26 protein-coding genes are annotated in these 25221 nt (G+C 66.6%); 14 read left to right on the top strand and 12 right to left on the bottom strand.

Annotated features, from left to right (window positions below):
* Positions 1–59 precede the first annotated feature (59 nt).
* The 3 genes from KF715_11835 to KF715_11825 are packed head-to-tail and all read left to right on the top strand — an operon-like array spanning position 60 to position 1684.
* A complete protein-coding gene (locus tag KF715_11835; protein MBX3737376.1) occupies positions 60–530 on the top strand; it encodes a GNAT family N-acetyltransferase in 471 nt (156 codons plus the stop codon).
* A 13-nt stretch (positions 531–543) separates the two neighbouring features.
* Positions 544–903: a cupin domain-containing protein gene (locus KF715_11830; GenBank protein ID MBX3737375.1), complete on the top strand. Its 360-nt coding sequence runs from the start codon at positions 544–546 to the stop codon at positions 901–903.
* Between the two features lie 16 nt (positions 904–919).
* Positions 920–1684: a carbon-nitrogen hydrolase family protein gene (locus KF715_11825; protein ID MBX3737374.1), complete on the top strand. Its 765-nt coding sequence runs from the start codon at positions 920–922 to the stop codon at positions 1682–1684.
* Positions 1685–1694: 10 nt separating this feature from the next.
* Here the strand turns inward: KF715_11825 and KF715_11820 are convergent, their stop codons facing one another.
* From KF715_11820 to KF715_11800, 5 genes are all read right to left on the bottom strand, one after another.
* Positions 1695–4394: an ABC transporter permease gene (locus KF715_11820; protein ID MBX3737373.1), complete on the bottom strand. Its 2700-nt coding sequence runs from the start codon at positions 4392–4394 to the stop codon at positions 1695–1697.
* A gap of 48 nt (positions 4395–4442) precedes the next feature.
* Positions 4443–4784, bottom strand: a complete 342-nt coding sequence (locus KF715_11815; protein MBX3737372.1) for a PadR family transcriptional regulator — start codon at positions 4782–4784, stop codon at positions 4443–4445.
* A 212-nt stretch (positions 4785–4996) separates the two neighbouring features.
* The gene (gene ric, locus KF715_11810; protein MBX3737371.1) at positions 4997–5728 is read right to left on the bottom strand and encodes an iron-sulfur cluster repair di-iron protein; all 732 of its coding nucleotides are present in this window, start codon (positions 5726–5728) and stop codon (positions 4997–4999) included.
* A 205-nt stretch (positions 5729–5933) separates the two neighbouring features.
* On the bottom strand, positions 5934–7151 hold the full coding sequence (locus KF715_11805) for a threonine ammonia-lyase (protein ID MBX3737370.1): 1218 nt from the start codon (positions 7149–7151) through the stop codon (positions 5934–5936).
* Positions 7152–7412: 261 nt separating this feature from the next.
* Positions 7413–7784: a hypothetical protein gene (locus KF715_11800; protein ID MBX3737369.1), complete on the bottom strand. Its 372-nt coding sequence runs from the start codon at positions 7782–7784 to the stop codon at positions 7413–7415.
* A 172-nt stretch (positions 7785–7956) separates the two neighbouring features.
* Between KF715_11800 and KF715_11795 the strand changes: the two genes are divergently transcribed.
* From KF715_11795 to KF715_11780, 4 genes are all read left to right on the top strand, one after another.
* Entirely contained in the window at positions 7957–8316 is a 360-nt protein-coding gene (locus KF715_11795; GenBank protein ID MBX3737368.1) for a cytotoxic translational repressor of toxin-antitoxin stability system, read from the top strand.
* Positions 8317–8332: 16 nt separating this feature from the next.
* A complete protein-coding gene (gene pssA / locus KF715_11790) occupies positions 8333–9238 on the top strand; it encodes a CDP-diacylglycerol--serine O-phosphatidyltransferase (GenBank protein ID MBX3737367.1) in 906 nt (301 codons plus the stop codon).
* Between the two features lie 196 nt (positions 9239–9434).
* Positions 9435–10559, top strand: coding sequence for a DNA polymerase III subunit beta (locus tag KF715_11785; protein ID MBX3737366.1), 1125 nt, complete (start codon positions 9435–9437; stop codon positions 10557–10559).
* Positions 10560–10614: 55 nt separating this feature from the next.
* Positions 10615–11496, top strand: a complete 882-nt coding sequence (locus KF715_11780) for a hypothetical protein (GenBank protein ID MBX3737365.1) — start codon at positions 10615–10617, stop codon at positions 11494–11496.
* On the opposite strand, the gene KF715_11775 is transcribed toward KF715_11780, so the two are convergent.
* Positions 11490–11951 carry a DUF5069 domain-containing protein gene (locus tag KF715_11775; GenBank protein ID MBX3737364.1) on the bottom strand — a complete coding sequence of 154 codons (462 nt, stop codon included), beginning with the start codon at positions 11949–11951 and terminating at the stop codon, positions 11490–11492. The genes KF715_11780 and KF715_11775 overlap by 7 nt on opposite strands.
* Positions 11952–12094: 143 nt before the next feature.
* Between KF715_11775 and KF715_11770 the strand changes: the two genes are divergently transcribed.
* The 6 genes from KF715_11770 (at position 12095) to gndA (ending at position 17628) form a co-directional block, all read left to right on the top strand.
* Positions 12095–12904, top strand: coding sequence for a helix-turn-helix transcriptional regulator (locus KF715_11770; protein ID MBX3737363.1), 810 nt, complete (start codon positions 12095–12097; stop codon positions 12902–12904).
* 24 nt (positions 12905–12928) lie between these two features.
* On the top strand, positions 12929–13582 hold the full coding sequence (locus KF715_11765; protein ID MBX3737362.1) for a kinase inhibitor: 654 nt from the start codon (positions 12929–12931) through the stop codon (positions 13580–13582).
* A gap of 11 nt (positions 13583–13593) precedes the next feature.
* Complete coding sequence (locus KF715_11760) at positions 13594–13920, top strand: cupin domain-containing protein (protein ID MBX3737361.1); 327 nt, start codon at positions 13594–13596, stop codon at positions 13918–13920.
* Between the two features lie 194 nt (positions 13921–14114).
* Positions 14115–15611, top strand: a complete 1497-nt coding sequence (locus KF715_11755; protein MBX3737360.1) for an ATP-binding protein — start codon at positions 14115–14117, stop codon at positions 15609–15611.
* 60 nt (positions 15612–15671) lie between these two features.
* Positions 15672–15971, top strand: coding sequence for a hypothetical protein (locus tag KF715_11750; GenBank protein MBX3737359.1), 300 nt, complete (start codon positions 15672–15674; stop codon positions 15969–15971).
* 148 nt (positions 15972–16119) lie between these two features.
* Positions 16120–17628: an NADP-dependent phosphogluconate dehydrogenase gene (gndA, locus tag KF715_11745; protein MBX3737358.1), complete on the top strand. Its 1509-nt coding sequence runs from the start codon at positions 16120–16122 to the stop codon at positions 17626–17628.
* Positions 17629–17719: 91 nt separating this feature from the next.
* On the opposite strand, the gene KF715_11740 is transcribed toward gndA, so the two are convergent.
* From KF715_11740 to KF715_11730, 3 genes are all read right to left on the bottom strand, one after another.
* Positions 17720–18301: a hypothetical protein gene (locus KF715_11740; protein ID MBX3737357.1), complete on the bottom strand. Its 582-nt coding sequence runs from the start codon at positions 18299–18301 to the stop codon at positions 17720–17722.
* A gap of 314 nt (positions 18302–18615) precedes the next feature.
* A complete protein-coding gene (locus KF715_11735) occupies positions 18616–19914 on the bottom strand; it encodes a glycosyl hydrolase family 2 (protein ID MBX3737356.1) in 1299 nt (432 codons plus the stop codon).
* A 160-nt stretch (positions 19915–20074) separates the two neighbouring features.
* Entirely contained in the window at positions 20075–20503 is a 429-nt protein-coding gene (locus KF715_11730; GenBank protein MBX3737355.1) for a PAAR domain-containing protein, read from the bottom strand.
* Between KF715_11730 and KF715_11725 the strand changes: the two genes are divergently transcribed.
* Positions 20502–21593, top strand: a complete 1092-nt coding sequence (locus tag KF715_11725) for a galactose mutarotase (GenBank protein ID MBX3737354.1) — start codon at positions 20502–20504, stop codon at positions 21591–21593. The genes KF715_11730 and KF715_11725 overlap by 2 nt on opposite strands.
* A 20-nt stretch (positions 21594–21613) precedes the next feature.
* Here KF715_11725 and KF715_11720 read toward each other — a convergent pair whose 3' ends face one another.
* The 3 genes from KF715_11720 to KF715_11710 form a co-directional block, all read right to left on the bottom strand.
* Positions 21614–22003: a response regulator gene (locus KF715_11720; protein ID MBX3737353.1), complete on the bottom strand. Its 390-nt coding sequence runs from the start codon at positions 22001–22003 to the stop codon at positions 21614–21616.
* A 143-nt stretch (positions 22004–22146) separates the two neighbouring features.
* Complete coding sequence (locus tag KF715_11715; GenBank protein ID MBX3737352.1) at positions 22147–23499, bottom strand: sensor histidine kinase; 1353 nt, start codon at positions 23497–23499, stop codon at positions 22147–22149.
* Positions 23500–23558: 59 nt separating this feature from the next.
* Positions 23559–25211: a hypothetical protein gene (locus tag KF715_11710; protein ID MBX3737351.1), complete on the bottom strand. Its 1653-nt coding sequence runs from the start codon at positions 25209–25211 to the stop codon at positions 23559–23561.
* Positions 25212–25221: the final 10 nt, after the last annotated feature.

Below are 25221 nucleotides of genomic sequence, written 5' to 3'. Positions count from 1 at the left end.
TGCCGCTCCCCGGCGCAAACGTCATTGGCCTCCCGTCCGCCTGCACCGATGCTGCGGCCGTGTCCTCCGCCGCCCAACTCCGCCCCGCCCGCGCCGAGGATTCGGCCGCATGCCGCGCCCTCGTGCACGGCGTGCTGGTGGAATTCGGCCTGCCCCCCGACCCCTGCGGCACCGACGCCGATCTCACCGACGTCGTGGCGCATTACGCCGCGCGCGGCGGCGATTTCGTGGTGCTGGTCGACGCGACGGACACGATCGTCGGCACCTGCGGACTCTTTCCCGTCGCCCCCGGCGGCGTCGAACTCCGCAAGATGTATCTCACCCCCGCCTGGCGCGGCCGCGGCCAGGGCCGACGCCTGCTCGACTGGGCGATCGCCCGCGCCCGCGCGCTTGGTTTCCGCCGGCTGACACTCGAGACCGCGACCGTGCTCCAGGACGCCATTGCGCTCTACGAACGCCACGGCTTCCAGCGCAGCGACGGCGGCGTGCACTCCTGCCGCTGCAACCTCGCCTACGCGCGCGACCTCTGAACGGCTTTCCTCCATGCACCGCATCAACCTGCTCGAAAAACTCTCGCTGTTCTCCGGCCACTGGGACCCGAAAATCGTGGCCGAACTCAACGGCCAGCACGTGAAGCTCGCCAAGATCAAGGGCGAGTTCGTCTGGCACCACCATGCGCAGGAGGACGAACTCTTCTACGTCGTGCGCGGCTCCTTCCGGATGGAGTTTCGCGACCGCGTCGTCGAACTGCGCGAGGGCGACATGCTCGTCGTGCCCCGCGGCGTTGAACACCGCCCGGTCGCCGACGAGGAGTGCGCGATCATGCTCTTCGAGCCCGCGAGCACCGTGAACACCGGCAACACCCACGGCGAACTCACCCGCGCCTCCCTCGCGAAGATCTGAGCTCCCGCGCCCGCCCATGAGAATCACCGTCTGCCAGCTCCCCGACGAACGCTCCGCTTTCGCCACCGCGTGGCGCGACCTCACCGCCCACGTCGCCGCCGAACGCAGCGAACTCGTGCTCCTGCCCGAGCTGCCCTTCCACGCCTGGTTCGCCCGCGACCGGAATTTTTCGCCGACCATGTGGGCCGAAGTGGTCGCCGCCCACGAGCACGGGCGCGACCGGCTGGCCGAACTGAATTCCCCGCTCGTCCTCACCACCCGCGCCGTGAACCACGGCCCCACCCGCCTCAACGTCGGCTGCGTCTGGTCGCGCGCCGGCGGCCTCGTCGACGTCCACGCCAAGCGCTATCTCCCCGAGGAGGAAGGCTTCTACGAAGCCACCTGGTATACCCGCGGCCCGGCCGAGTTCGCCGCCGGCCAAGCCGGCCCCGCCCGCCTCGGATTTCTCATCTGCACCGAACTCTGGGCCATGGATGCCGCACGCATCTATTCCGCAGCCGGCATCCATCTGCTGGTCACCCCACGTGCCACCGGGGCGCAAAGCGTGGAAAAATGGCTGCTCGGCGGCCGCGTCGCCGCGATCGTGTCCGGCGCATTTTCCCTCTCCTCGAATCGCGCCGCCGAAGACGGAAGCTTCGGCGGCTGCGGCTGGATCATCGATCCCGACGGCCAGGTCCTCGCCACGACGTCAGTCGATCGTCCGTTCGTGACGATCGACTGCGACCTTGCCCGCGCCGAGCAGGCCAAGCGCACTTATCCGCGCGACGCCCTGCTGCGGTGAGCCGCCGCCGTCACTCCGAGCGCAACAGCGCCAACGGATCGACCTTCGCCGCGCGCCGCGCCGGCAGCAGTCCGCCGATCACCGCCGCGAGCAAGCCCGCCGCCGCCGCGAGCGCGATCGCCGTCCCATCGGCATGCAGCCCGGTCATCATCCATGAGCCGAGCAGACGCGGCAGGAGCAACGAAAGCCCGACGCCGATCGCCGCGCCCAACAGCCCGAGCACCGCGGCATCGCGCAACACATCGCGCCACACGCGGCCGGGCTCGGCCCCGATGGCGAGGCGCACCGCGATTTCCCGCGAGCGGCTCGCCACCAGATAACCGAGCGCGCCGAGCACGCCGATGACAGCGAGCAGCGTGGCGAGCAGGCCGAAGCCCGCGGTCAGACGCACGGTCGCGAGATCGTTGCCGATCCAGCGCTGGGTGCGCTCCTCGAGCGTCGCCCAACGCACAAACAGAACGCCCGGCTCCGCCGCCGAAATCTTCTTCTGCAGCGCCACGCGCGCGGCCACGCCGTCGCCGGCCACCCGCACGACGAGACACGAAGGCCGCGCCTGCCATTGCGCCAGCGGCGTGTAGATCAGCGCCGGCGGCAGCTCGCGCACGCCGTTCACCCGCGCATCGGCCACGATCCCGACGATCTCGCGATCCTCCGGCCCCGCGTTCGAATCGAAGCCGAAGCGCCGGCCGATCGGGTCGGCGTTGCCGAACACCTCGCGCGCCAGCCGCTCGCTGATCACCGCCACCGGCGGATGCGTCGCGTCGTCCGTCGTCACGAACGCGCGCCCACGCAGCAGCCTCATGCCCATCGCCTCGAAATAGCCCTCATCGATGCTCTCGTGCTGGATGTTGTCGCGCGGCGCGTTGATGCCTTCGCCGCGAAAATACGTGCCGCTGCGCGATCGGCTGCCGCTGAGCACGCCGCTCGCCGCAAAACCCACCGCCCGCACCTGCGGCAACTCACGCGCGGACGCACGGAGATGCTCGAGCAGCGCCGCCCGCTTTTCCGTCGGGATGCGCGCCTCCTCCAGGCTGAAGAACGACTGCACGACCGTCGCCCGCTCGTAGCCCGGATGCGCCGCCAGAACGCGGCGCAGATCGAGCGCCAGCGCACCCGCGATGGAAATCAACATCACCGAGAGCGCCAGCTGCGCCACGATGAGACCGCGACCGAGCCGCAGCGAGCCGCCGGCGCCCAGCGCCCGCTGCTGCAGGATGCTCTGCGGCGACAGCCGCGCACTGAGCCACGCCGGCGCCGCGCCGATCGCGAGACCGAGCACCACCGCGAGCGCGGCGAGCACGCCGATGAGTCGCCAGTCGACGCCGGGCAAACTGCCGGAGGCGGACGGCACCAGCCACGTCGCCAGCAGCGGCGTCAGCCACACGCTCAGCAGCACGCCGCCGAGCGCACCGGCAAGCGCCAGCAACAGGCCTTCCATCAAAGCCGCCCGCGCCAGCCGCCATTGCCCCGCGCCGAGCGCCAAGCGCATGCCCAGCTCGCGGCCGCGCGACAGCACGCGCAGCAGCATCAGTGTGGCGGAGTTCGCCGCCGTCACCAGCACCACCGCGACGACGAGCAGCGTGAGCGTCAGGCCGACGCGGCGGAAATTATCGCGCGTCGCGGAGTAGCCCTGCGGGCTCGGCACGAGGCTCGGCACGCGGTTGCGGAAATCCTGCACCGTCTTCGGATCGGTCACGATGCGCAGCGCCGCGTCGAGCTGCGGACGCCACGCCGCCTCGAGCTGGCCCTGCGCCCCGGCGGTGCCGGCCGGCAAACGCACCAGCGCGGACAGCCACGCGGCATTGTCGGATTGGCGCCACGCCTCGAGTGGAAACGGGCCGTCGGAAATCGTCCACGCCGACGGGCTGCAGCGCAGCGGCGCGTGCAGGCCGAGCGGCAGCCACAGCTCCCCGGCATCGCCGAGCGAGACGCCGGTGAACGTCTCCGGCGCGACGCCGACGATGGTGACGCTCTGGCTGTTCAAATCGATCACGCGTCCGACCACGTCCTCGGCGCCCGCGAGTTTCTTTTGCCAAAACGCATGCGAGACCACCGCGACCGCCTGCGGCGCGCCGGGCGCATCGTCCGCCGGCGTGAGCGCGCGGCCGCGCACGGTCGAAACGCCGAGGGCGGCGAAGAAATCGCCGGACACGAATTGCACCGTCGTGGACTCCGCTGGCGCGCCATTGAGGCGGAGCGCCGCGCGGGAGTTCGCGGAATAGCCGGCGACGCGGCCGGCGAGCGCGCCCTCGCGGCCGAGGCGATCGACCGTCGGGGCGCTGAGCTCGAACGGCTCGCCGTTCGGCGCGCGCACGAGGTGCAGCTCCCCCGGATGCGGCACGGGGAGGGGCTCGAGCAACACGCCGCGCACGAGCGAAAACACCGCCGTCGTGGCACCGATGCCGAGCGTGAGCACCGCGACGAGACTGAGCGCGAAAGCCGGTCGCCGGCGGAGGCTGCGCCACGTCACGCGCAGATCGTGCCCCCAAGCCTCGAGCGACGGCCAGCCGAGGGCGTCTTCCGATTCCTCGCGCGTGGCGAGGACGTTGCCGAACGTGAGATGCGCCTGGCGGCGCGCTTCCTCGCGGTCGAGGCCGCGACTGACGTTTTCTTCGATGAGCAGTTCGACGTGGTGGCGCATCTCTTCCTCGAGGCGGGCCACACGCGCGCGGCGGCCGAGGAGGTGGCGGAGTTTCGTCCAGAGTTTCATGGCGTGGAGGGAAAGTGGGTCAGCGCGCTCGCGCGCGCCGGATGCGGGTCACGATTCCGCCGCGAGCACGGCGGCGACGAGCGCGGTGACGCGCTCCCAGTTGGCGACTTCTTCTTTCAGCTGCTTCCGGCCGGCGGCGGTGATGGCGTAGAAGCGGGCGCGGCGGTTGTTCTCGCTCGTGCCCCACTCCGAGGAAATCCAGCCCTGCTCCTCGAGGCGCACGAGCGCTGGGTAGATCGTGCCCTGGTTGAGCAGCACGGAGCCGCCGGAAACCTGCTCGATGCGGCGCGCGATGCCGAAGCCGTGCAGTTCGCCCAGCGTGGCGAGCGTCTTCAGGACCAAAAGGTCGAGGGTGCCTTGGAGAAGTTCGGTGCGGTCGGGCTCGCTCATGTTGGCAAGCAACAGGTGCTCCTGTTGAAAGTCAACACGAGCCCCCCGGGCCGGTCGGCTAGCGGCGGTTGCCGCTCAATGCGCCATCCGCGCCGTGCCGAGGCAGGTGAGTTTGTCACCTATTAGGTGACAAAACGCGGGCGGGCGGTGAGGCGAAAATGTAACCTATTAGGTTACATTTTTAGGCTGGGCCCTCTGTTGCGGCTGGCGGCTCAGTTGCGGGTGGCGGCGCGGGTGAGGGTGCGGGGGAAGAGGAGGTTGTTTTCCTTGTGCACGTGGCGGTGCAGGTCGGACTCGAATTCCTCCAAGCCGCCGAGGAGGGCGCGGTGCGTGTTGCAGGCTTCGGCGTCGGGGCGGAAGCCGTCGGTCAGCTCGCGCAGGCGGGCGACGGCGCGGCCGGCGGTCTCGTGTTCGTCTTCCATCTGACGGATCGGGTTCGCGATGGAGCCGCAGTGGAAGCCGTCGGCGGCACCGGTGTCGATCTGGCGGACGAAGGGAAAGAGGATGCGCTCCTCCTTGGCCATGTGGCTGAACATTTCCTCGGTGAGGGCGCTGACGGTCGCGGCGACTTCGGGGAGGCGGGCGTCGCGCCAACCGTGTTTGCGGGCGACGCGCTCGGCCATCTCGAGGAGGCGAGGGAGCTCGGCTTTCACGTATTCGTGGTGCGTGCGCTCGATGTGGTCGGCAAGCGCGGTGAGCGAGAGCGTGGTGGGGTTGATCTCGTCGGCGCCGGGCGTGACGGCGAGCGAGGCTTCGATCATCGCAAGGACGGTGGCGGGATCGAGGCCGCGCGCGGCGGCGAGTTCGGCGAGGGGCTTTTTGCCGCCGCAACAGAAGTCGAGGCCGAGTTTTTCAAAGAGGCGCGAGAGCGCCGGGCGCGCGGCGACCATGGCGCCGACGGTGGTTTCAACGGTGAAGGCGGGAGACGTGGAGTCGGTGTTCATTGCGCCGGCAGCGTAGCGGGAGGGACGCGCGCGTGCCTTGAGCTGCGTCAAGAGAGGCGTGAAGTAGCGCGGGGCTATGGTCTGCTGCGGACGATGCCGGCTGGAAGCCTGCGCCACGCACGAGCTGTGACTGCGACCCGCTACCGGTCGATCACTGCGTTTGAGTCGCGAGCAAGCTCGCTCCCACAGGGCAGCGCGGCGGCGCTCAGTTCGTGACGACGACCGGGAAGCCGGCGGCGCGGAGCGCGCGGTGCAGGGCGCGGACGTGGGATTGGTCGCGGGTCTCGACGGTGCACACGGCGTTGACGGCGTGGACGTCGGGGCCGCTGAAGGCGCGGTCGTGCTCGATGTCCTTCACGCTGGCGCCGGATTCGGCGATGACGCTGGAAAGCGCGGCGAGGCCGCCCGGGCGGTCGCTGATCGTGACGGTGAAGCGCGTGATGCGGCCATCGCTGACGAGGCCCTTCTCGATGACGCGGCTAAGGATGGCGGGATCGATGTTGCCGCCGCAGGCGACGAGCACGACTTTCTTGCCGGCGAGCTCGGGCAACTGTCCGGACATCATCGCGGCGAGCGGCGTGGCGGCGGCACCTTCGACGACGATCTTCTCCATCTCGATCATGCGGAGAATGCCGACGGAGATCTGTTCCTCGGTGACGCGCACGACACGGTCGACGTGCGAACGCAGAATGGAAAACGAATTTGCGCCGACGGTGAGCGTGGCGAGGCCGTCGGCGAGCGTGGCGCGGCGCGGCACGACGACGGGTTTGCGGGCCTTCAGCGCGGCGGTGAGGTTGCCGGTGGCGATGCTTTCGACGCCGATGACCTTCACCTTCGGGCGCACGGATTTGATGGCGAGCGCGACGCCGGCGAGCAGGCCGCCACCACCGACCGGGCAAACGACGGCGTCGGCGTCGCGGACCTGTTCGAGGACTTCGAGGCCGAGCGTGCCTTGGCCGGCGATGATTTCGGGGGCATCGAAGCCGTGGATGTAGGTGAGACCCTCGTCGCGGACGAGGGCGTCGGCCTTCGCGCGCGCCGCGGCGAAATCGGCGCCGTGCACGATGACGTGCGCGCCGAGTCTTTTGCAGGTGCTGATTTTGATCAGCGGCGCGTAGTCGGGCATCACGACGGTGACGGGGATGCCGAGGAGTTTGCCGTGGTAGGCGAGCGCGGCGGCGTGGTTGCCGGCGGAGGCGGCGATGACGCCGCGTTTGCGCTGTTCGCGCGTGAGCTGGAGGAGGGCGTTGCGGGCGCCGCGTTCCTTGAACGAGCCGGTGCGCTGGAGGTTGTCCAGTTTGCAGTAGATGTGCGCGCCGGTGATCTCAGAGAGCGGGATCGATTCGGGGCAAGGGGTGACGACGACGCCTCCGCGGATGCGGCGGCGCGCGGCGCGGATGTCGGCGAGGGAAACGGGGAGCATGGGGAGGAAGCGGGGAGCGCGCAGGGCGCGGTGGCAGCCAACGGGTTTTGGCGGCGGACGGTAGCGCGGCGAACGGGAGGCGCAATGCGTTTGGGCGGCGCGGCGGGGGTTTGCGCGCGGGCTACTACGCGGGAGCGCACGGCTACTGGCGGGGCGTTGAACCGCCGCCCGGAGGTCGGCGGCTACCTTGAGGGCGGAGGTGTGGAGTGGGCACGCCGTGTCGTCGGGCGCGCGCAAGCGCGTTGCCTACAGGGACACGTCTTAGTCCTTGCGATCCAGGCGGCGCTTCTGGCGCTCTTCGCGGGCTTTCATGGCGGCGGCACGCTCCTCGTCGTTGAGGACGCCGTCGTGGTCCTTGTCGAATTTCGCGAGGACGGCCTCGCGGTTGGCCTGGAATTCCTCGCGGGCTTTCTCGGCTTCGGCGCGCTCGGCGTCGTCGAGGACGCCGTCGCCGTTTTTGTCGAAGAGCTTCAGCCCTTTCTTGTAGCGCTCCTTCGGCCCGCCGCCGGCCATGCCGCGCATGTAGGCGCGGGCGGCGAGTTTTTCCGTGTCGTCGATGCGGCCGTCGTGGTTCTTGTCGAATTTTTCGAGAAGTTCACGTTGGCGCTCGTTCAGTTCGGGGCGAGCGGGCACCGCAGGTGCGGTGGGAGTCGGCGTGGCGTCCGCCGCGGCGGCGAAGACCGGGATTAACGTTGCTGCGAACAGGGAGAGGGCTAGAGACCTTGGCGCCATAGCGGTGTTGGGTGGATGGCCGACTTCAGGCAAGACGGCCAGCCTGCGCCGCGGTTACCGCGTCTTTCACGCCATGTTCCAAGTCACTTTCTCCGATCAAAGCATGCGCGAGCTCAACCGGCTCGACAAACTCGCCCAGCTGGAGGCCATCGAGCCGATCAGCAAGGTGAAGCCGTCCGACTTGGCGCATCCGCGCGAGCCGCTGGGCCGGTTCAATCGCGGCGGGGTCGATTTCTACCGGCTGCGCGCGGGCGAGTTCCGGTTCTACTTCACGGTGGATGGGGACAAGCTCCACACGCACTACATCCTGCACAAGGCCTCGTTGGAGGACGCGCTGTTCCGGCTGAAGCTGCCGGTGAGCGAGAAGCAGCTGTTCGAGCAGGACTCGAAGTTCTGGAAGTATCTCGAGAGCCTGACTTCCGCGAAAAAGTAAACGCCCGCGTCGCCCCATGCACGATCTCAACGATCGCGAGAATCCCTACAACGTCACCCAGGCGAGCCGCATTTATTTCCTGCCGAACCTGATGACGGCGGGAAACCTGCTGTGCGGGTTCGTGGCGGTCATCCGTTGCATCCAGGCGCGTCTGATCACGGACGCCGGCGAATACGCCACGATGCATGCGGGGCAGAACGCGCTCGAGCTCTACACGCAGGCGGTGTGGCTGATCCTTGCCGCGGTCGTGTTCGATTCGCTCGATGGCCGGCTGGCGCGCATGGGCGGGCGCACGTCGCTGTTCGGTGCGGAATTCGACTCGCTGGCGGACGTCGTGTCGTTCGGCGTGGCGCCGGCGCTGATGGTGTTCTTCCTCATTCTCGCGCCGCGCAGCGAATACCAGTGGTTCCGCGAGCTCGGCTGGTTCATCGCATTCATCTACCTCCTTTGCGGCGCGGTGCGGCTGGCGCGCTTCAACGTCATCACGAATCCCCTGCTCCACCGCGCCGAGACGGAGTCGAACAAGGATTTCGTCGGCCTGCCCATCCCGGCGGCGGCCGGCACGGTGGCGTCGCTCGTGCTGTTGCTCGTCAATTTTGCCAAGAACGATCGCGAGCTGCGCGAAATCACCATCGCGCTGCCGCTGCTGCTCATCCTCGTGGCGTTTCTCATGGTCAGCACCGTGCGCTACCCGAGCTTCAAGCAGATCAATTGGGAGACGAAGACGCGCTTCCAGACGTTCGTCGTGCTCGTCGTCATCGGTGCGCTTCTGATCAAGCTCCGCGAGGTGGCTTTCTTCTTCGTTTTCCTCGGCTACATCGGCTACGGACTCTTCGCCCACTACCAGCGCGCCGCGCGGCACACGCGCATGCGAGTTCTTCGCAAGCGCGTTGTGAAGATGCGCGGGGAAAACCCCGAATAACTTTTTCGTGTGAACAACTGCGGACTTATTCGCGCGTTCCCCTCAGTTGTTCGCAGCGGCCGTGCATCCCGTTTTTCCCTCGGAAAACGCCGGAGTTGCTGCGATATTCTTGGACCATAATAATACGGATACTTCCTTATTGAATCCCTCTCTATCTATCCATTCTGTGGGAAAACCCTAACACCCTGCTCGCCCGATGAAATTTAAGATCAATCGCGACCACTTCAGCAACGGCCTGGCACAGGTCCTCAACGTCGTGGGTTCGAAGGCGGCCATGCCCATCCTGAGCAACGTGCTCATCGAGGCTGAAAAGGACCAGATCTCCCTTTCGACCACCAATCTCGACCTCGGCATCCGCTGCAAGATCAAGGCCGAGGTGAAGGAAGGCGGCAGCGTCACCCTCCCGGTCAAGCGCCTCGCCACCATCGTCCGCGAGCTGCCCAACGTCGACGTCACGGTCGACGCCTCGGCCAACCATCAGGTCAAGATCGCGTCCGGCGGCTCCAATTTCAAAATCATGGGCATCGGCGCCGAGGAGTTCCCGAAGCTGCCCGACACCGGCGATGACAAGACCTTCTCCCTCGAACAGGCCGAACTCGCCGGCATGCTCGGCAACGTCGCCTACGCCCAGTCGACCGACGAGACGCGCTACATCCTCAACGGCGTCTACTTCAACTTCAAGGACGCCAAGCTCTCCCTCGTCGCCACCGACGGCCGCCGCCTCGCCCTCGTCGCGAAGGAGATGCCCGTGCCCGCCAACAGCGCCGGCGCCATCATCCTCCCGGCGAAAACCGTGTCCGAGCTCCTCCGCCTGCTCGGCAAGGGCGACAAGCTCACCATCGCCTTCAACGACCGCCGCGCCGCCTTCCAGATCGACACGAACAAGGACAACTCCGGTCTCACCGACGCGATCTACCTCTTCTCGAAAGTCGTCGAGGGCAACTACCCGAACTACCAGCAGGTCATCCCGAAGGAGACGCACCAGCGCATCGCGCTCGAGCGCGAGCTGTTCCTCCAATGCGTGCACCGCGCCGCGCTCGTCACCTCCGAGAAATCGAACTCGGTGAAGATCAAACTTTCCGCGAACCTCCTCGAAATCACCGCGTCCTCGCCCGACTTCGGCGAGTCGCACGAATCGATGGCGATCGCCTACAGCGGCCCGGACCTGCAGGTCGCGTTCAACCCGCAATTCATCATGGATCCGCTCCGCGCCCTCACGAAGGACCAGGTGTTCTTCGAGCTGAAGGACGAGGTGAGCCCCGGCGTATTCAAGACGCTGGAGAGCTTCGTGTGCGTGATCATGCCGGTGCGGCTGAGCTGAGACGCGCGGCCTGCGCGCCACCGGCGCGCCGGGCCCGTGTCCTCCCCGAGGCGCCATGACGGAGATGCTGACGCTTTTCCTCGCGCCCGCGGCCGCGCTGCTGCTGTTGCTGTTCTACATCAACCTGCGCATCGCATCCCCGCTCCTCGCGATCCCCATCCGCTGGCTGCGCTGGGTGCTGTTCGCGCTGTTCATCGGCGAGACGAACGCGCGGTTCGAGTGGATCGACCGTCCACTCTGGGTCATCGCCGTGGGCGCGTTTCTCGTCTGGTTCCTTGTCGAATCCGGTTTCAACTGGCTGCGCGTCTCCGCCATCAGCCTAAGCCCGCTGCCGCTGTTCCCGCGTTTCATGGCCAACACCAGCGGCGACGAGTGGCCGGTGCAGGAGCGGCTGCTCCGGGTGCGCGACTGGCTCCGCAACAATCGCTTCACGCCCGTCCAAGCGCTCAAAGCCGAAGTCGGCGGCGGCATCTGGTTACGCGTCTCAATCTACCAGAGCGCCGACCGCACGATGCGACTGCAGGTCGCCTTCCTGCCGCAGGACAGCGGTGCCATCACCGTCTGCTACAGCCTCTCGACCGAGACGCAAAGCGGCTGCCGCTACGTGACCGATAATTTCTTCCTGCCGTTCGGCGGATTCTATCCGGAGAATTGGTATGTCGATCGCAGCCCGTGGCGCCGCTCGCTGCCGAGGCTCGTCGCGCATCATTTGCAGCGCCTCGCCCGCGCCGGAGAAACCGCGGCCGCGTGGGACGTCGAGCCACTCGACGATCTCAATCGCCAGCAGCTCGCCATGGAGCAGGTGAACACCGAACTCGGTTTCCTGCTCCCGCACGCTGAGCGCGAGGAGCACGGCAAGATCACGCCCGAGGGCCGCTTCCGCATCTGGAAGGAAGCCTGGCAACTCGACTACCTCGGCCTCGCCGGCCGCTACTGAGCGAAAGACGGCGGCGTGGGCGGAGCGATCTCGTCAAGGAAACCTTCGTCCCACGCGATGGCCGTGAACACGCTGTCCACGCGCGGATCGGTGCAGGTCGGGAAATAGTGCTGGCGCGCCCAGGCGAAGGATTTTTCGCACGGGAAACCCGGCCGGCCGAGGTTCGGCGCGAGCGTGTTCCACGCGGCGATCTTCTCCGTCGTGAGCGCTCCGCGCGCCACAAGCGCGGCGACCACGTCGTCGTCGTTTTCGGCCCTGGCGATCGCGGCGAGCGCCTCCTCCTTCGTCAGGCCGAAATGCGCGAGGAATGCGCCATCGGTCGCGCGCGGGTGGCAGAACGGCAGCTGATAATCCGGCGGCAGCGCGCCGGCGAAATGCAGCCGGCACTTGTCGATGAACCGCGGCAGCCAGAGGCAGCCGCCGAGCGAGTCCGTGGGGCGACGCAGGCGAATCATGCGGCGGCAGCGTAGCCGAAGCGCCGCGTCGTGACTCGCCCGTTCCGCGCAAAACCGTGCCGCATGCGCTCAATCGTGCGCGCAGGCGGGCGCGGCGTCGATTTGCCGTGGTCTCTTTCGCGACCGCGCCTCAGCGTGCGGTGATGAAGCGTTCGCTCCACGTCCGACCGGGACTCGGTCTCGCTCTGCACGTCGTGCAGGAGGGCGGCCGGCCGTTGTGGCGCGTGTTCGTGGATTTTCCGACGGTGCTCCTGATCTGCGCCGGCACGAAGCGGCTGCGGCTCGACGGCGCGGAGATCGTCGCTCACGCCGGCGAGATGATCGTGCTGACCGGCGGCTGCAAAATCGAAGTGACCAATACGCCGCCCGCGACCGGTCCTTACCTGGCGCAAAGCGTGTCGATTGATCCCGCATTGTGCGCCGAGTGCGAGCCGCCCGGCGCGCGCCTCACGCCGGTCGCGGGCGGGCGTCGGCTCGAACGGCCGCCGGAGTATCTTCGCGCCGCATTCGCCCGTGCGCTCCGTGCCTGCGACGAGGCGGCGGGCGTGCCCGCCGCGCTTGCCCGGCACCAGTTGCAGGAGCTCGTGCTGGCGCTGGCCGAGCACGGGCTGCGCTTCGATGCAGGTCGGTTCAGCCGGATGGCGACGCGGGTGCGGCGGCTCGTCGGCTCGGATGCGACGCGCCGTTGGCGGGCCGGCGCCGTGGCGCGCCAGCTCGGCATGAGCGAGGCCACGCTCCGTCGGCGGCTCGAACGCGAGGGCGTGAGCTTCCGCCGTGTCCTGCAGGATGTGCGGATGGGGCGGGCGCTCGTGCTGTTGCAATCGAGCGAGCTCTCGGTCGTGCAGGTGGCGCTCGAAGTCGGTTACGACAGCGTCTCGCAGTTCTCGGCGCGTTTCCGGCGACATTTCGGGCAGACCCCGCGGCAGCTGCGCGGGGCCGGTGGACGGGATTGAGCGCGATGGGCGTTTTTTTGCGCGATGTGGGAGCGCCGCGAGCGGACGGAAACGGTAAGCTGGATCGCGATGAAAATCTCCACGCGATCACTCACTGGTTGGCTCACGCGCTTCCTCGCCGCGCTTCTGACGGTTGGCCTGATCGGCTTTTCCTTCGCGGCCAAGGATCTCGCGGCCCGGAGCGAGCTGCCGGCGACGTTCCGCCTGCTCAGCACCGAGCTGACGGCGGGCGGGCGACTCCCGGAAGCGCAGGTGCTCGACGGCTTCGGCTATCACGGTGGCAACCGTTCGCCGCATCTGCGCTGGGAGAACGCACCGGCAGGCGCGAAGAGCTTTGTCGTGACGCTCTACGATCCGGACGCGCCGACCGGCTCCGGTTGGTGGCACTGGGTGGTGATCGATTTGCCTGCCGACACGCGGGAACTGACCGCGGGCGCGAGCGGACAGGTGGGCGCGTTGCCGCGTGGCGCGCGTGAGATGCGGACGGATTTCGGGACGGCGCGCTATGGCGGCGCGGCGCCGCCGCCGGGGCCGGCGCACCGCTATGTCTTCACCGTGCACGCGCTCGATGTGTCGCGCCTGGATGTGCCCGACGATGCGAGCGCGGCCATGGTCGGTTTTTTCGTGCACCAACATGCGCTCGGCTCGGCCACGCTGACCGTGAACTACGGCGCTTGAATCCCTTGCCCATGATCCACGTCACCCTAGCCGCGGAGGCGCAGAAAAGAAAATCGTTCGACGTCGCGTTCGACCTGCTCGCGACCGGACCGCAAAGCATGATGGCCCTGATGCATTACCGCGTCGGCAACCAAGTGCCGTTCCACTCGCACCCGAACGAGCAGATCGGTTACATCCTGTTCGGTCGCACCCGGGTGCGGACGCGGGACGACGTACGCGAACTCGGGCCGGGCGACAGCTATGCGATTCCTGCCGGGGTCGAGCACAGCATCGAGATTCTGGAGGACACGGACGAGTTGCAGGTTTTCACGCCGCCGCGCCCGGAATGGTTTCGCTGAGCGCGTAGAGTATATGGCAGGGGTGTTTTGATGAGGACATTGATGGCGGGGGGATTTTTTGTGCCGTCCGGTGGAATCCTGTCCATGAAAAATTTCACAAAATTAAGTTAAACAGCAACTTGTGGTTATTTAATTTAAGATCAGTGAACTAATCTTAATTTGACGAACGTTTTTTTTTGGTTCTGATTTGTCGCGTGATTGAGATTTCATCTTCCGAGATCAAGGCCCGTCTGAAATTCGATAATCCGTGGTGGAGTTCTGGGGAAAAAAGCGGGTTGCAGGTTGAGACTCTGCCGCGGCGTTCTTATTTCGAGGCTTTCGAGAAGCTCGCACTGGATCGCAGTGTCAACCGGGCGGTGGTGTTGCTTGGGCCGCGACGCGTGGGTAAGACCGTGATGGCCCAACAACTGATCCAAGCTCAGTTGGAGGGGGGAATTCCGGCGCAGCGCTTGCTTTATCTCTCGTTGGAGACACCGGTCTACACCGGGCTGAGTTTGGAGAAACTCTTGGGTTATTTCACCGAAGAGTTCGCCCATTCGCGCGACACACCGCTGCTGGTGGTTTTCGACGAGATCCAGTATCTCCGTGATTGGGAGATTCACCTAAAGTCGTTGGTGGATTCGTTTCCCCGTTATCGCTTCATCGCCACCGGTTCGGCCGCCGCCGCGCTGCGCCTGAAAAGCCGGGAGTCAGGGGCTGGTCGTTTCACCGAGTTCCTCCTTCCTCCGCTAACCTTCTCCGAATACCTGCGATTCATCGGCGAGGAGGACGTGATGGAGGAACAGGGCGTGGATGAGTTTTTCCATGCGAAAGACATCGAAAAACTCAACCAGCACTTCGTCGATTATCTGAACTTCGGTGGTTATCCCGAGGCGGTTTTCTCCCAGACCGTGCGGACTGACAGCGCAAGATTCATCAAGAGCGATATCATCGACAAGGTGTTGTTGCGTGATTTGCCCGGCCTCTACGGCATTCAGGATATCCAGGAACTCAATAGGCTCTTCACTACCCTGGCTTACAACACCGGCAACGAGGTCTCGCTGGAGGCGCTGGCGCAGAGTTCCGGCGTCGCGAAGAATACCCTGAAGCGTTACATCGAATATCTCGAGGCGGCGTTCCTCGTGCGGCGTGTTTTTCGGATCGATCAAAGTGCGCGGCGCTTCCAGCGCGCCACGGCGTTCAAGATTTACCTCACCAACCCCACGATGCGCGCGGCGCTTTTCGGACCTATCTCCGAATCCGATCCGGCGATGGGCAATCTGGCGGAAACCGCCGTGTTCAGCCAGTGGTTTCACCATCAGGAATTCGTCGAAAACCTGCACTATGCCCGCTGGCCCGAGGGCGAATTGGACATCGTCGGTTGCGACCGCCACCGCCAGAAACCGTTATGGGCGGTGGAAATCAAATGGTCTGATCGCCCGATCGAAGATCACTCCCTGCTTCGGCACATGATCGCTTTCACCAAGCGCCACAAAGGCATGGAGGAACCCCTCGTCACCACGAAAACGAAACGCGGCTCCGCCATCGTCGACGATGCGCCCTTCCACTTCGCGCCTTGCGCGGAATACGCCTATACCGTGAGCAAAAATATCCTAGCGCGCGCCACGGCAGCTTCCCCCAAGACGAGCGAATTTCAGACCTCCTTGCCGCTGGTGGAAAAGCCACCCGCGAAGCCCGGCAAGAAGTCGTGAAACGCGCCCGCGCCCTAAAATCCGCTCGTCTCACCGACCGTTCACGCTAGCGGTGGAAACATGCTCCTCCCGCTCGCCGCTTCCGCTCTCGAGACCGCGCAGAAGATTCCGCCCGCCACGTGGCTGAAACTCGGCATCGGCATCGCGGCGTTCGTGATCGCGATCATTATCCTCCGCAAGGTGGCGCAGATGAACAAGGTGGTGCTCGGCGTGATCGTTTTCGTGGTGCTGAGCATCATGTTCTTTTCGTGGGTCTACAACCGCAACGAGCCCAAGTGGCTGACGCCGGTCGTGGACAAGATCGCGCCGTTCTTCCCCACCGCCGGCGCCTACAACAACAAGCAGCACAAGGCGCCCTGAGCGGGCGGCGCGAAAGGCTTGGCGCCCGCCGCCGGTTTTGTTCGCCGGTGAACTTCCGGCCCTGCCGCGCGTAATAAAGCAACGGGTTGACCGGCTTTTGATTTGGTCTGGCCAGCTAGCTGAGCTAGCTTGCCCGTCTCCTTTTCCTATGGCCAAGACGCACTCAGACATCGGACTCATCGGCCTCGCCGTCATGGGTCAGAACCTCGCGCTCAACATCGCCGACCACGGCTTCCAGATCTCGGTCTACAACCGCACCGTCGAGAAGACGGACAAGTTCGTCGCCGACAACCCAAACACGCCCGGCGGCCTCGTCGCCACGAAGACGCTGCAGGAATTCGCCGCGTCGCTCGCCAAGCCCCGCAAGGCCATCATCCTCGTCCAAGCCGGCAAAGCCACTGACGCCGTCATCGACGGCCTCACCGCCGTCTTCGAGCCGGGCGACATCATCATCGATGGCGGCAACGCCCTCTGGACCGACACCATCCGCCGCGAAAAAGCGCTGAAGGAAAAAGGCCTCCGCTTCATCGGCTCCGGCGTCTCCGGCGGCGAAGAAGGTGCGCGCTTCGGCCCGTCGCTCATGCCCGGCGGTGATCCCGCGGCCTTCAAGGAGCTGAAGCCCATCTGGGAAGCCGTCGCCGCCAAGGTCGATGCGAAGACCGGCAAACCCATCCCTGGCGCCAAGCCCGGCCAGCCCGTCACGGGCGGCGTGCCCTGCACGACTTACATCGGCGAGAACGGCGCGGGCCACTACGTGAAGATGGTCCACAACGGCATCGAATACGGTGACATGCAGATGATCACCGAAGCCTACGCGCTCATGTCCGGCCTCCTCGGTCTCAAGCCCGCCGAGCAATCCGCCATCTTTGCCGAGTGGAATCGCGGCATCCTCGACTCCTTCCTTATCGAGATCACCGCCGACATTCTCCAGCAAAAGGATCCGAAGACGAAGAAGAAGGCCTTCGTGGACGTCGTCCTCGACACCGCCGGCCAGAAGGGCACGGGCAAATGGACCTCGGTCAACGCCCTCGACATGGGCGTCGCCGCTCCGACGATCGCCGAGTCCGTCTTCGCGCGCTGCATTTCCGCCATCAAGGAGGAGCGCGTCGCCGCCTCGAAGATCCTGAAAGGCCCCGCGAAGAAAACCTACCGCGGCTCGAAGAAAGCGCTCATCCAGGCGATCCACGACGCGCTCTACTGCTCGAAGATTTGCTCCTACGCGCAAGGCTTCCAACTCATGCGCACCGCGCAGAAGGAATACAACTGGAAGCTGAACTTCGGCGAGATCGCCCAGATCTGGCGAGGCGGCTGCATCATCCGCGCCGCGTTCCTGCAGAAGATCACCGAAGCCTACGCGCGCAACCCGGAGCTCGCGAACCTGCTCCTCGACCCGTATTTCAACAAGACGGTGAAGGCCGCGCAGGAAAACTGGCGCAAGGTCGTCTCGCTCGCCGCCGAATACGGCGTCGCGGCGCCGACGTTCTCGTCCGCCCTCGCCTACTACGACAGCTACCGCTCGGCCCGCCTGCCGGCCAACCTGCTCCAGGCGCAGCGTGACTACTTCGGCGCGCACACCTACGAGCGCGTCGACCAGCCCCGCGGGAAGTTCTTCCACGTCGACTGGCCAGAAGCGACCAGACCGCAATTGGAGGCCTAAACCTCCAATCGTAGGCGCCTGCTCGCAGGCGACCCGATCCCCGAGCGCGGCCCGCAACGGCCGCGCTTTTTGTTGGCCTCATGGCAACACCTCATTCGGTGCGATACCGCACCGCGGAAGCGGGAGGTTTCAATTCCGACCGATGCCAGCTCGCGAGTTGGTTGAGCAACCGCAGCGTTTCGTTCGTATCCAAGCGCAAGGCTGAGGGCCTGAGATACAAGTCCCCCAGTCCCGCAGTGCGAGAAGCTGTCACCAGCAACCGAACCAACGAACCACCGCGTGCGCAATAATCGTCGGGGCGAAGCAACGTGAGGCAAAGGTAGTCGCCCTCTTTGCGGCTGACGACAAACGCGCGATCAATTTCTTCCCAACGAATGAATGTGCTGCCCCACTCGGCGGCGGCGATACCGTCGGCGGATATCTCGAGGGCGGGTTTCCGTTGAAAAATGTGTCCCACACCGCCTGAGACGATCATCCAAAGCACGAATACCGCACCAAACCGCAAAGGGTCCGAGTAGATGTTGGGGAGTCTCACCAAATAAACGGCACCGGCGGTCGCCGCAACGACCACGGCCGCCGCTGGCCAGATCGGCTTTCGAACGATCAAAGGCAGTTCCGCTGGGTCCATGTCGCCGGGAATAGCCTCTCGGTTTGCCAGCGACAAGAGCAACACAGCCGCGCGAAATCTGGGGCGAGCTGACCAGCCCCGTCCGGGCGTCCCACGTGTATCCGTCGCAGCCGCGGTTTGGTGCCGGCGAATTGGGCAAAGTATTTGGGCAAAATACGGCCCGTGTGGGCCCGTTGCCCTCCTCCGCAAGTTTCCACTGCGCTTGGCGCTGACCTACGATGTGCTGCCGATACTGTGAGCGCCGCATCCGGGCGAGGCCACGCCGGCACCGTAGTTCGCGCTGCTACCCGAGCAATTCCGGACACGCGTCGAAGCGGATGCGTGGGTCTCGGACGGTTTCGGGCGCGCCCGCTGCGGACTCAGGGTTGGACGTAGAACGGAATGTTGTCGGAACAGCCTCCGCCTCGGCCGTCGCGGACCGTGACAAACAACCGGTAGGCGCCGGGTTTTTCGGGTGTGCGCACGACGATGGAGGCGGCGGGCGGGCCGACGATGCAGCCGACGATGACGGGCGGCGCGGCTTCGTCGGCGCCGCCGGCTTTGCGGTCGGTGCTCTCGGCGATCACCTGCCATTCGTAGCTCAGCGTGTCGTTCTCTGCGTCCTCCGCGGTGACGACGGCAGGGAATTCGCGGCCGGGCGGCACGCGGTCGAGGGCGAGCGGGGTCTTGAACGAGGTGAGGCGCGGGCTGCGGTTGGCGGGCCAGCGGCCGGAGAACTCCTTCGCCATGGCGTCGACGACGGGCGTCTTTTCTCCGCTGGGCAGGAACATGCCGAACCACGTGGCCGTCGCTTCCTGTTTTTGTCCCCAGACGAACGCGAACGTGCCGAGGCAGCGGCCTTTCGGGTCGGCGAGCGCGCCGCGGTGCGAGGAGACGTAGCTGACGACCTTATCGGCGCTGCTCTGCTCGATCGGCGCGCCCCACGCGGTGTGCGGCACTTCCCAGGGGCCTTTCGGGCCGTATTCGGAAAGGATGTAGGGGCCGGTCCAATCGCAGTCGTCGAGCAACGAGTCGAGGATCGCGGCGGGGCCGTAAAGGTTGATGCCGAGGATATCGAGGCTCGGGTAGTAGCGGCGCACGGCGTCGAGTTTCACCCGGCCCGTGGCGGCAAAGACGGTCATCACGGGATGGTGCGGGTCCTCCTCCTTGATGATGCGGGCGAGCACTTCGAGTTCGCGCCAGACTTTCGGGTCGGCGAGGTCGCGCCAGTATTCCATCTCGTTGCCGAGGCCCCAGAGCAGGAGGGCGGGATGGTCGCGGTATTTGCGGACGGCGGCGCGCACCTCGGCGCGCTGGCGTTCGAGGAGTTCGGGCGAGCTGTAGTCGCCCTGATAAAACGGGTGCGCGACCCAGAGGCCGGCGACGACAGCGAGGCCGAGTTCGTGCGCGCGGTCGATGAGCGGTTTGCCGTCGACGGGTTTTTCGAGGTCCTCGATGCCCCAGGTGCGGATGGCGGTGACGCCGCTGGCGGCAGCGAGTTCGAGCCGGTCGAAGCCGCCGACGCCACGCAGCGGGAACGCTTGGCCATCGCGCCGCAATTCCCAGCGGCCGGTGGCGGTGCGCTCGACGGTGACGTGGGCGGGTTGTGCCGTGGCGTCGAGGGACGGGAGCGAAGCGAGCGAGAGGAGGAGAAGGGCGGGAAGGAGGAGGCGTCGCATGATGTCAGGGGCAACGCACGCGGTGAGCGGCGCCTTTGTCGGCGCTGAATTCGCAGGTAAGCGTGCGCGTCGCGGCATCGTAGCGGCTCTCGAGCGGACGTCCATCCAGCAACACGGGACGTGGACCGGGCTGGCCGCGGAAGCGGGCCGGCAGCGCAGCCTACTCGATGATTTCCCCGGTCGCCGTCTCGAGCAGCGGCACGTTGCCGTGCACCGTGGTGTCGCCCTGGCGGAAGGCCGGCGGGTTCGGAATATCCGGGGCGGTCATTGCTTTCACGAGCCCATCCGGCGGCCCCACGCAGATGAGCGGGGCGCCGATCTGCGCGGTGGGCAGAACGCCGATCAGGACGCCGGGCTCGCCCGGACCGATGACGGGTCCGCCGCCGGTCGGCAGCGGCACGGGCGCGGGGTCTGGCGGCGGGGCTGCTTGCAAATCGGTCAGGCGGGCGGCGGGGGGCATGAGGTGGACGTTGTGCCGTGCGTGGTCGCGGTCAATCACCCAAACCACACCGGGCGCATGCCGGAGCCAGCGTTTGACCGCGGGAACACCGCGGTGAAAGTAGTGCGGGATCGCCACCCCATTCGCCATGTCCGCCAAGTCCTCCCCTGCCCTGATCACTTCCGTTCCGTTCGGCCAACTCGCCGACGGGCGTGCCGCCACACTCTACACGCTGACGAACGCCCGCGGCGCGCGCGCCGACATCACTGATTACGGCGCGATCATCGTGCGACTCTTCATGCCGGATCGCGCAGGCCAACTCGACGACATCGTGCTCGGCTACGGCTGCGTCGAGGATTACGTCAAAGGTTCGCCCTATTTCGGCGCCGTCGTCGGTCGCGTCGGCAATCGCATCGCGAACGGCAAGTTCACGCTCGACGGCAAAACCTACGCGTTGGCGACGAACAACACGCCCCACGGCGTCCCTTGCCACTTGCACGGCGGCAACGTCGGTTTCGACAAGGTGCTCTGGACCGCCACGGCCGCCCTCGTCGCAAAGGAGTCTGCGCTCACGCTCCGCTACCTCAGCCGCGATGGCGAGGAGGGCTACCCGGGCAATCTCGACGTCACCATCGTCTACACGCTGACGAACGACAACCGCCTCCGCGTCGAATACACCGCCGCGACCGACCGCGCGACGCCGGTCAATCTCGCGCAGCACACCTACTTCAACCTCAAGGGCGAAGGCCGCGGCGACATCCTCGATCACGAGCTCACGCTCAACGCCTCGCGCTACACGCCGGTCGACGCCGGCCTGATTCCGACCGGCCAACTCGCCTCGGTCGGCGGCACGCCGCTCGACTTCACGACGCCGCACGCCATCGGCGCGCGCGTGAACGCGCCGCACGAGCAGCTGAAATTCGCCGGCGGTTACGACCACAACTTCGTCCTCGATGGACCGGCGCGACAGCTCGCGTTCGCCGCCCGCGTGGTGGAGTCCACCACGGGCCGCGTGCTTGAGGTGCACACCGAGGAGCCGGGCTTGCAGTTCTACAGTGGCAATTTTCTCGACGGCACGCGCGTCGGCAAAAGCGGTGTCGCCTACCCGCACCGCAGCGGCTTCTGCCTCGAGACGCAGCACTTCCCCGATTCGCCCAACCAGCCGGCATTTCCGAACACGATCCTGCGGCCGGGGCAGACCTATCGCACGACGACCGTCTTCGCGTTCTCGACGCAGTGAGCCGTGGGTGCGCGCCGGCGTCAGGCCGTCGCAGCCGGCTGCAGGGCGGCGAACAGCTCGACGTCCGTGAAAGGCTTCCGCAACACGGCGTGCGCGCCGGCGCCGGCGGCGATGGACAGGCAATTGTCGGAATCGACGTAACGGCCGCCGCCTGAAATCGCGACAATCCGGGAGATATTTTTCCCGGCCCGGCGCATGCGGTTGAGCAGTTCAATGCCGTCGCCGTCGGGCATGAGGATGTCGGTGATCAGCACGTCGACCGCGACCGCGTCCAGAATGGCTTCCGCCTCCCGGCCCGAACGTGCGGTGACCACCGAGTGGCCCTGCCGCCGCAGCAGCTCCGAGATGAATTCCACGATGTGCACGGAGTCGTCGACGACGAGCACGGAGAGTCGCTTGTCGGTGCTCATGGTTCAGTCGATTGTGTTGCGTTGGCGCGGATCACTTCCCGCACTTACCGCCGGAAGATACCTGTTTGGCAAGCCAGCCCGCTCCTACGCGGCAAATTAGGGAAATATCCGGTGAAGGGCAGGATATAGACCCGCGAGAAAATTCAGGGTTTGATCGCCGCGCGCACGTCATCGCTCGGCATGCCCAAGGGCACCGTGAGATCGAAACGCGTCCCGTGCGCGCCGGTCTCGACCAGGGTGAGTTCGGCGCCGATCTGGCGGGCGATGAGGTGGCTGATCGCCAGCCCGAGTCCGGTGCCGCCGGTTTTGGTCGTTTGCCCCGGAGCGAACAGCCGGGCGCGCACGGCGGCGGGCAGGCCGCGGCCGGTGTCGGCCACTTGCACGCGCCACGCGTCGTGCTCCGCGCCGATCGACACCGCGACAGTGGCGCCGCGCGGGCTGGCTTCCATGGCGTTCTCGATGAGATTGCTGGTCGCGAGCGCGAGGAGATTGGCGCGATGGCTGGGCAGGACGCCGGAATGTTCCGCGGCGGAAAATGCGAGCGCCACGCCGCGCGTCGCCGCGTTGGCGCGGTGCCGCTCCTGGAGCAGCGCCGCGAATTCCGTCGCGCTGACGTCGTAGGAAACATGCGCGTCGCGCTCGCCGAGCATCGCGACGGTTTCCTGGATCATGTGTTGCAGGCGCGCCGTGTAGTCGGCCGCGGTCTGCCAGTCGTCGCTGCTTTCGTCGCGTCCGCGCGAGGCCATGACGGCGCGCAGGCCCGCGACCGGCGCCTGCAGGCCGTGCAGGAGGTGCGAGGTGATCTGACCGAGCACCGAGGCCTTGGCGGCGAGCGAGAGCTCGAGGTTGGTGCGGAGCAGGCGCTCGTTGCGCTCGGTGATTTCGCGCTGGGCGCGCGCGAGCCGCCAGTAGGACAAACCCACCACGAGGCCCACGAGCGCGAGACCGATCGCGAGCGTCGTGCGGGTTTGGCGGGCGATGCGGCGCTCGATGGCGTCGAGGTCCTGCGCGAGCGCGCGGGCATCGAGCCAGCATTGGACCACGCCCGCCAGCTGCGTCTCGCCGGCCCGGTGCAAGGGCAACAACACCTCGAGCACCGGTGTGCTCTCCAGCGGCGTGTCGTCGGGGCCGAAGGTCGTGTGCAGCATGAATTCCGGGTGGTAGCGGCTGATCGGCTCGAGTTTGGTCAGCTCGAGGTAATCGGCGGGCGGCAGGTCGACGAACGGCAGCGACGCCGGCACGGCCTGCACGAGCGTGCCGTCGCCGTCGAACACGGCCATCGCGAGCATGCCGGGTTGCTCGGCGCTCTGGAGCACGGAGCGGAGCGCGTCGGTGGGCGAGCCCGCCGGGGCGCCGGTGTCGAAGCGTTGGAGCGTGATCGGGTGCAGCATCGCGCCGGCGCGCTCGATCAGCGTGCGCTGCATCTCCTCGCGCAGTTCGCGGCGCGCCGGCAGCAGCAGCGCGGCGAACACGGCGGCCAACGCGAGCACCGCCACGACGGCAACGATGGCCGGCCGGGCGGTGATCGAGTGGAAGAGCTGGCGGGCGACGGTTTTCAGCGTTCCGTGAGCGGCAGGTCGAGTTTCTCCAGCGCGGCGCCGAAGAGCAGGCGGCGCTGCTCGGGCGAGAGTCCGGGTTGCAGGACGGCGGTCTCGTAGTCGGCGTAGCGCAGCCAGTTTTCCTGCTGGCCGAGCGAGTGGCCGAATTCGACGAGGAGCTGGTCGATGCTCTTGACCGGCGCGCGGCTGGCAAGGGTGCTGGCGATCTGGAGGATTTCCGTGCTGACGAGTTCCTTTTCCTTCACGAGGGCGTCGTAGGATTTGCGCTGGTTGGCGTTGAAGGTGGCGAGTTCCGCCTGCGCGGTTTCACGCTTGGCCTTGAGCTCGGGCTTCGAGCGGCGGCTGGCGACGATTTGCAGTGCGGGGCGGCCGTCGGCGCGGGAGAACTCGACGCGGTCGTCGGGGAATTGGGCGCGGAGCGCGGTTTGTTTCTCGACCATGGTTTTCTGCCACGCGGCTTTTTCGCCGATGTAGGCGGCGATGCGTTTCATCAGCGCGGGCGGCACGGGGAGCGCGGCGGGGCGGGCGGGATTCGGGAAGGCGGAGAGGCCGACGCGGATTTCCTCGGCGAGCTGTTCGACGGCGATGAATTCGGGCGCCTGTTTCGCGGCGAGGGCCTTGAGGGCGTTGATGCGGGTGGATTCCCAGAACGCGCGGTCGCCGCGGTAGAGCGCGTCGCGCAGCTCGTTTTTCAGGACGGTTTTCTTCGCGCGGTATTCGTCGATCTTGGCGTCGAGTTCCGGCGGGAGATTGGCCGGGAGGCGGATGCGCGCGGCGGCGGGCGAGAAGTAGAGATACGGGCCGGGCGCGTTGAGCGCGATCTCGGCGTCGGGCGAGCGCAGGCTGTCGGACAATTCCATCGCGAGCTCGCGCAGGAGCAGGCGCTGGGGCGTGGAAAGGCCTTCCTGGAAGAAGACCGAGCCGATGACGACCTTGATCTCGTCGGCCTGGGTTTCCCAGCGCGTGTCGTCGCCGAGGCGCCAGTCGCGGAGGTTGTTCCAGTCGACGCCGGATTGAAAGAGGGAGCCGTTGACGAGGTTGTCGCGGATGCTCTCGGCGGTGTTTTCGAGGGCGGCGATGGCCGCGGCCTGCGTGGGGGCGAAGGCGGCGAGTTCGCGGGCGCGGGTGTCGGGATCGGCGCCGGCGAGCGAATCGAGCTTGGCGCGGAGCGCGGTCACGGCCGCGGTGCGCGCGGCGAGGTAGGCGTCGAGCGTCTCGCGGCGTTTGCGCGAGAGGTCTTCGGAATACATCAGCGCGCTGAGCGGCGCGTAGAAGATTTCATAGACGTAACTGTTGAGCGTGGGCGACAGCGTGTAGGTGGAGAGCGCGTGGCCGGCCTTGTCGGTGCGCAACGGCTCGCCGAGCGCGGGCAGAGCGGGCGGCAGGAAGATGCGCCGGCGCTCCACGCGGATCGTGCCCGAGTAGCCGTTCATGAGCGGCGACCCGATGTGCGAACCGTAGTAGGGGTAGTTCGAGAAGTTCGTGTCGACGCGGTATTGGACGGTCGACGAATGGTCGGTGTAGTTGCGGGTCGGTTCCCGCACGGTGTCGTTGGACGACGACGGCGCCGGAGCGCTGGTTTGGTCGGCGGCGCCGGCGGTCAGCACGAACGCGGAGAGCAGAAGGGGCAGCGGGGAGAGCGATTTCATGCGGGGGAGA

The organism is Candidatus Didemnitutus sp., from assembly GCA_019634575.1.
Classification (GTDB): Bacteria; Verrucomicrobiota; Verrucomicrobiia; order Opitutales; family Opitutaceae; genus Didemnitutus.
This window is presented reverse-complemented; position numbering and strand designations above follow the sequence as displayed.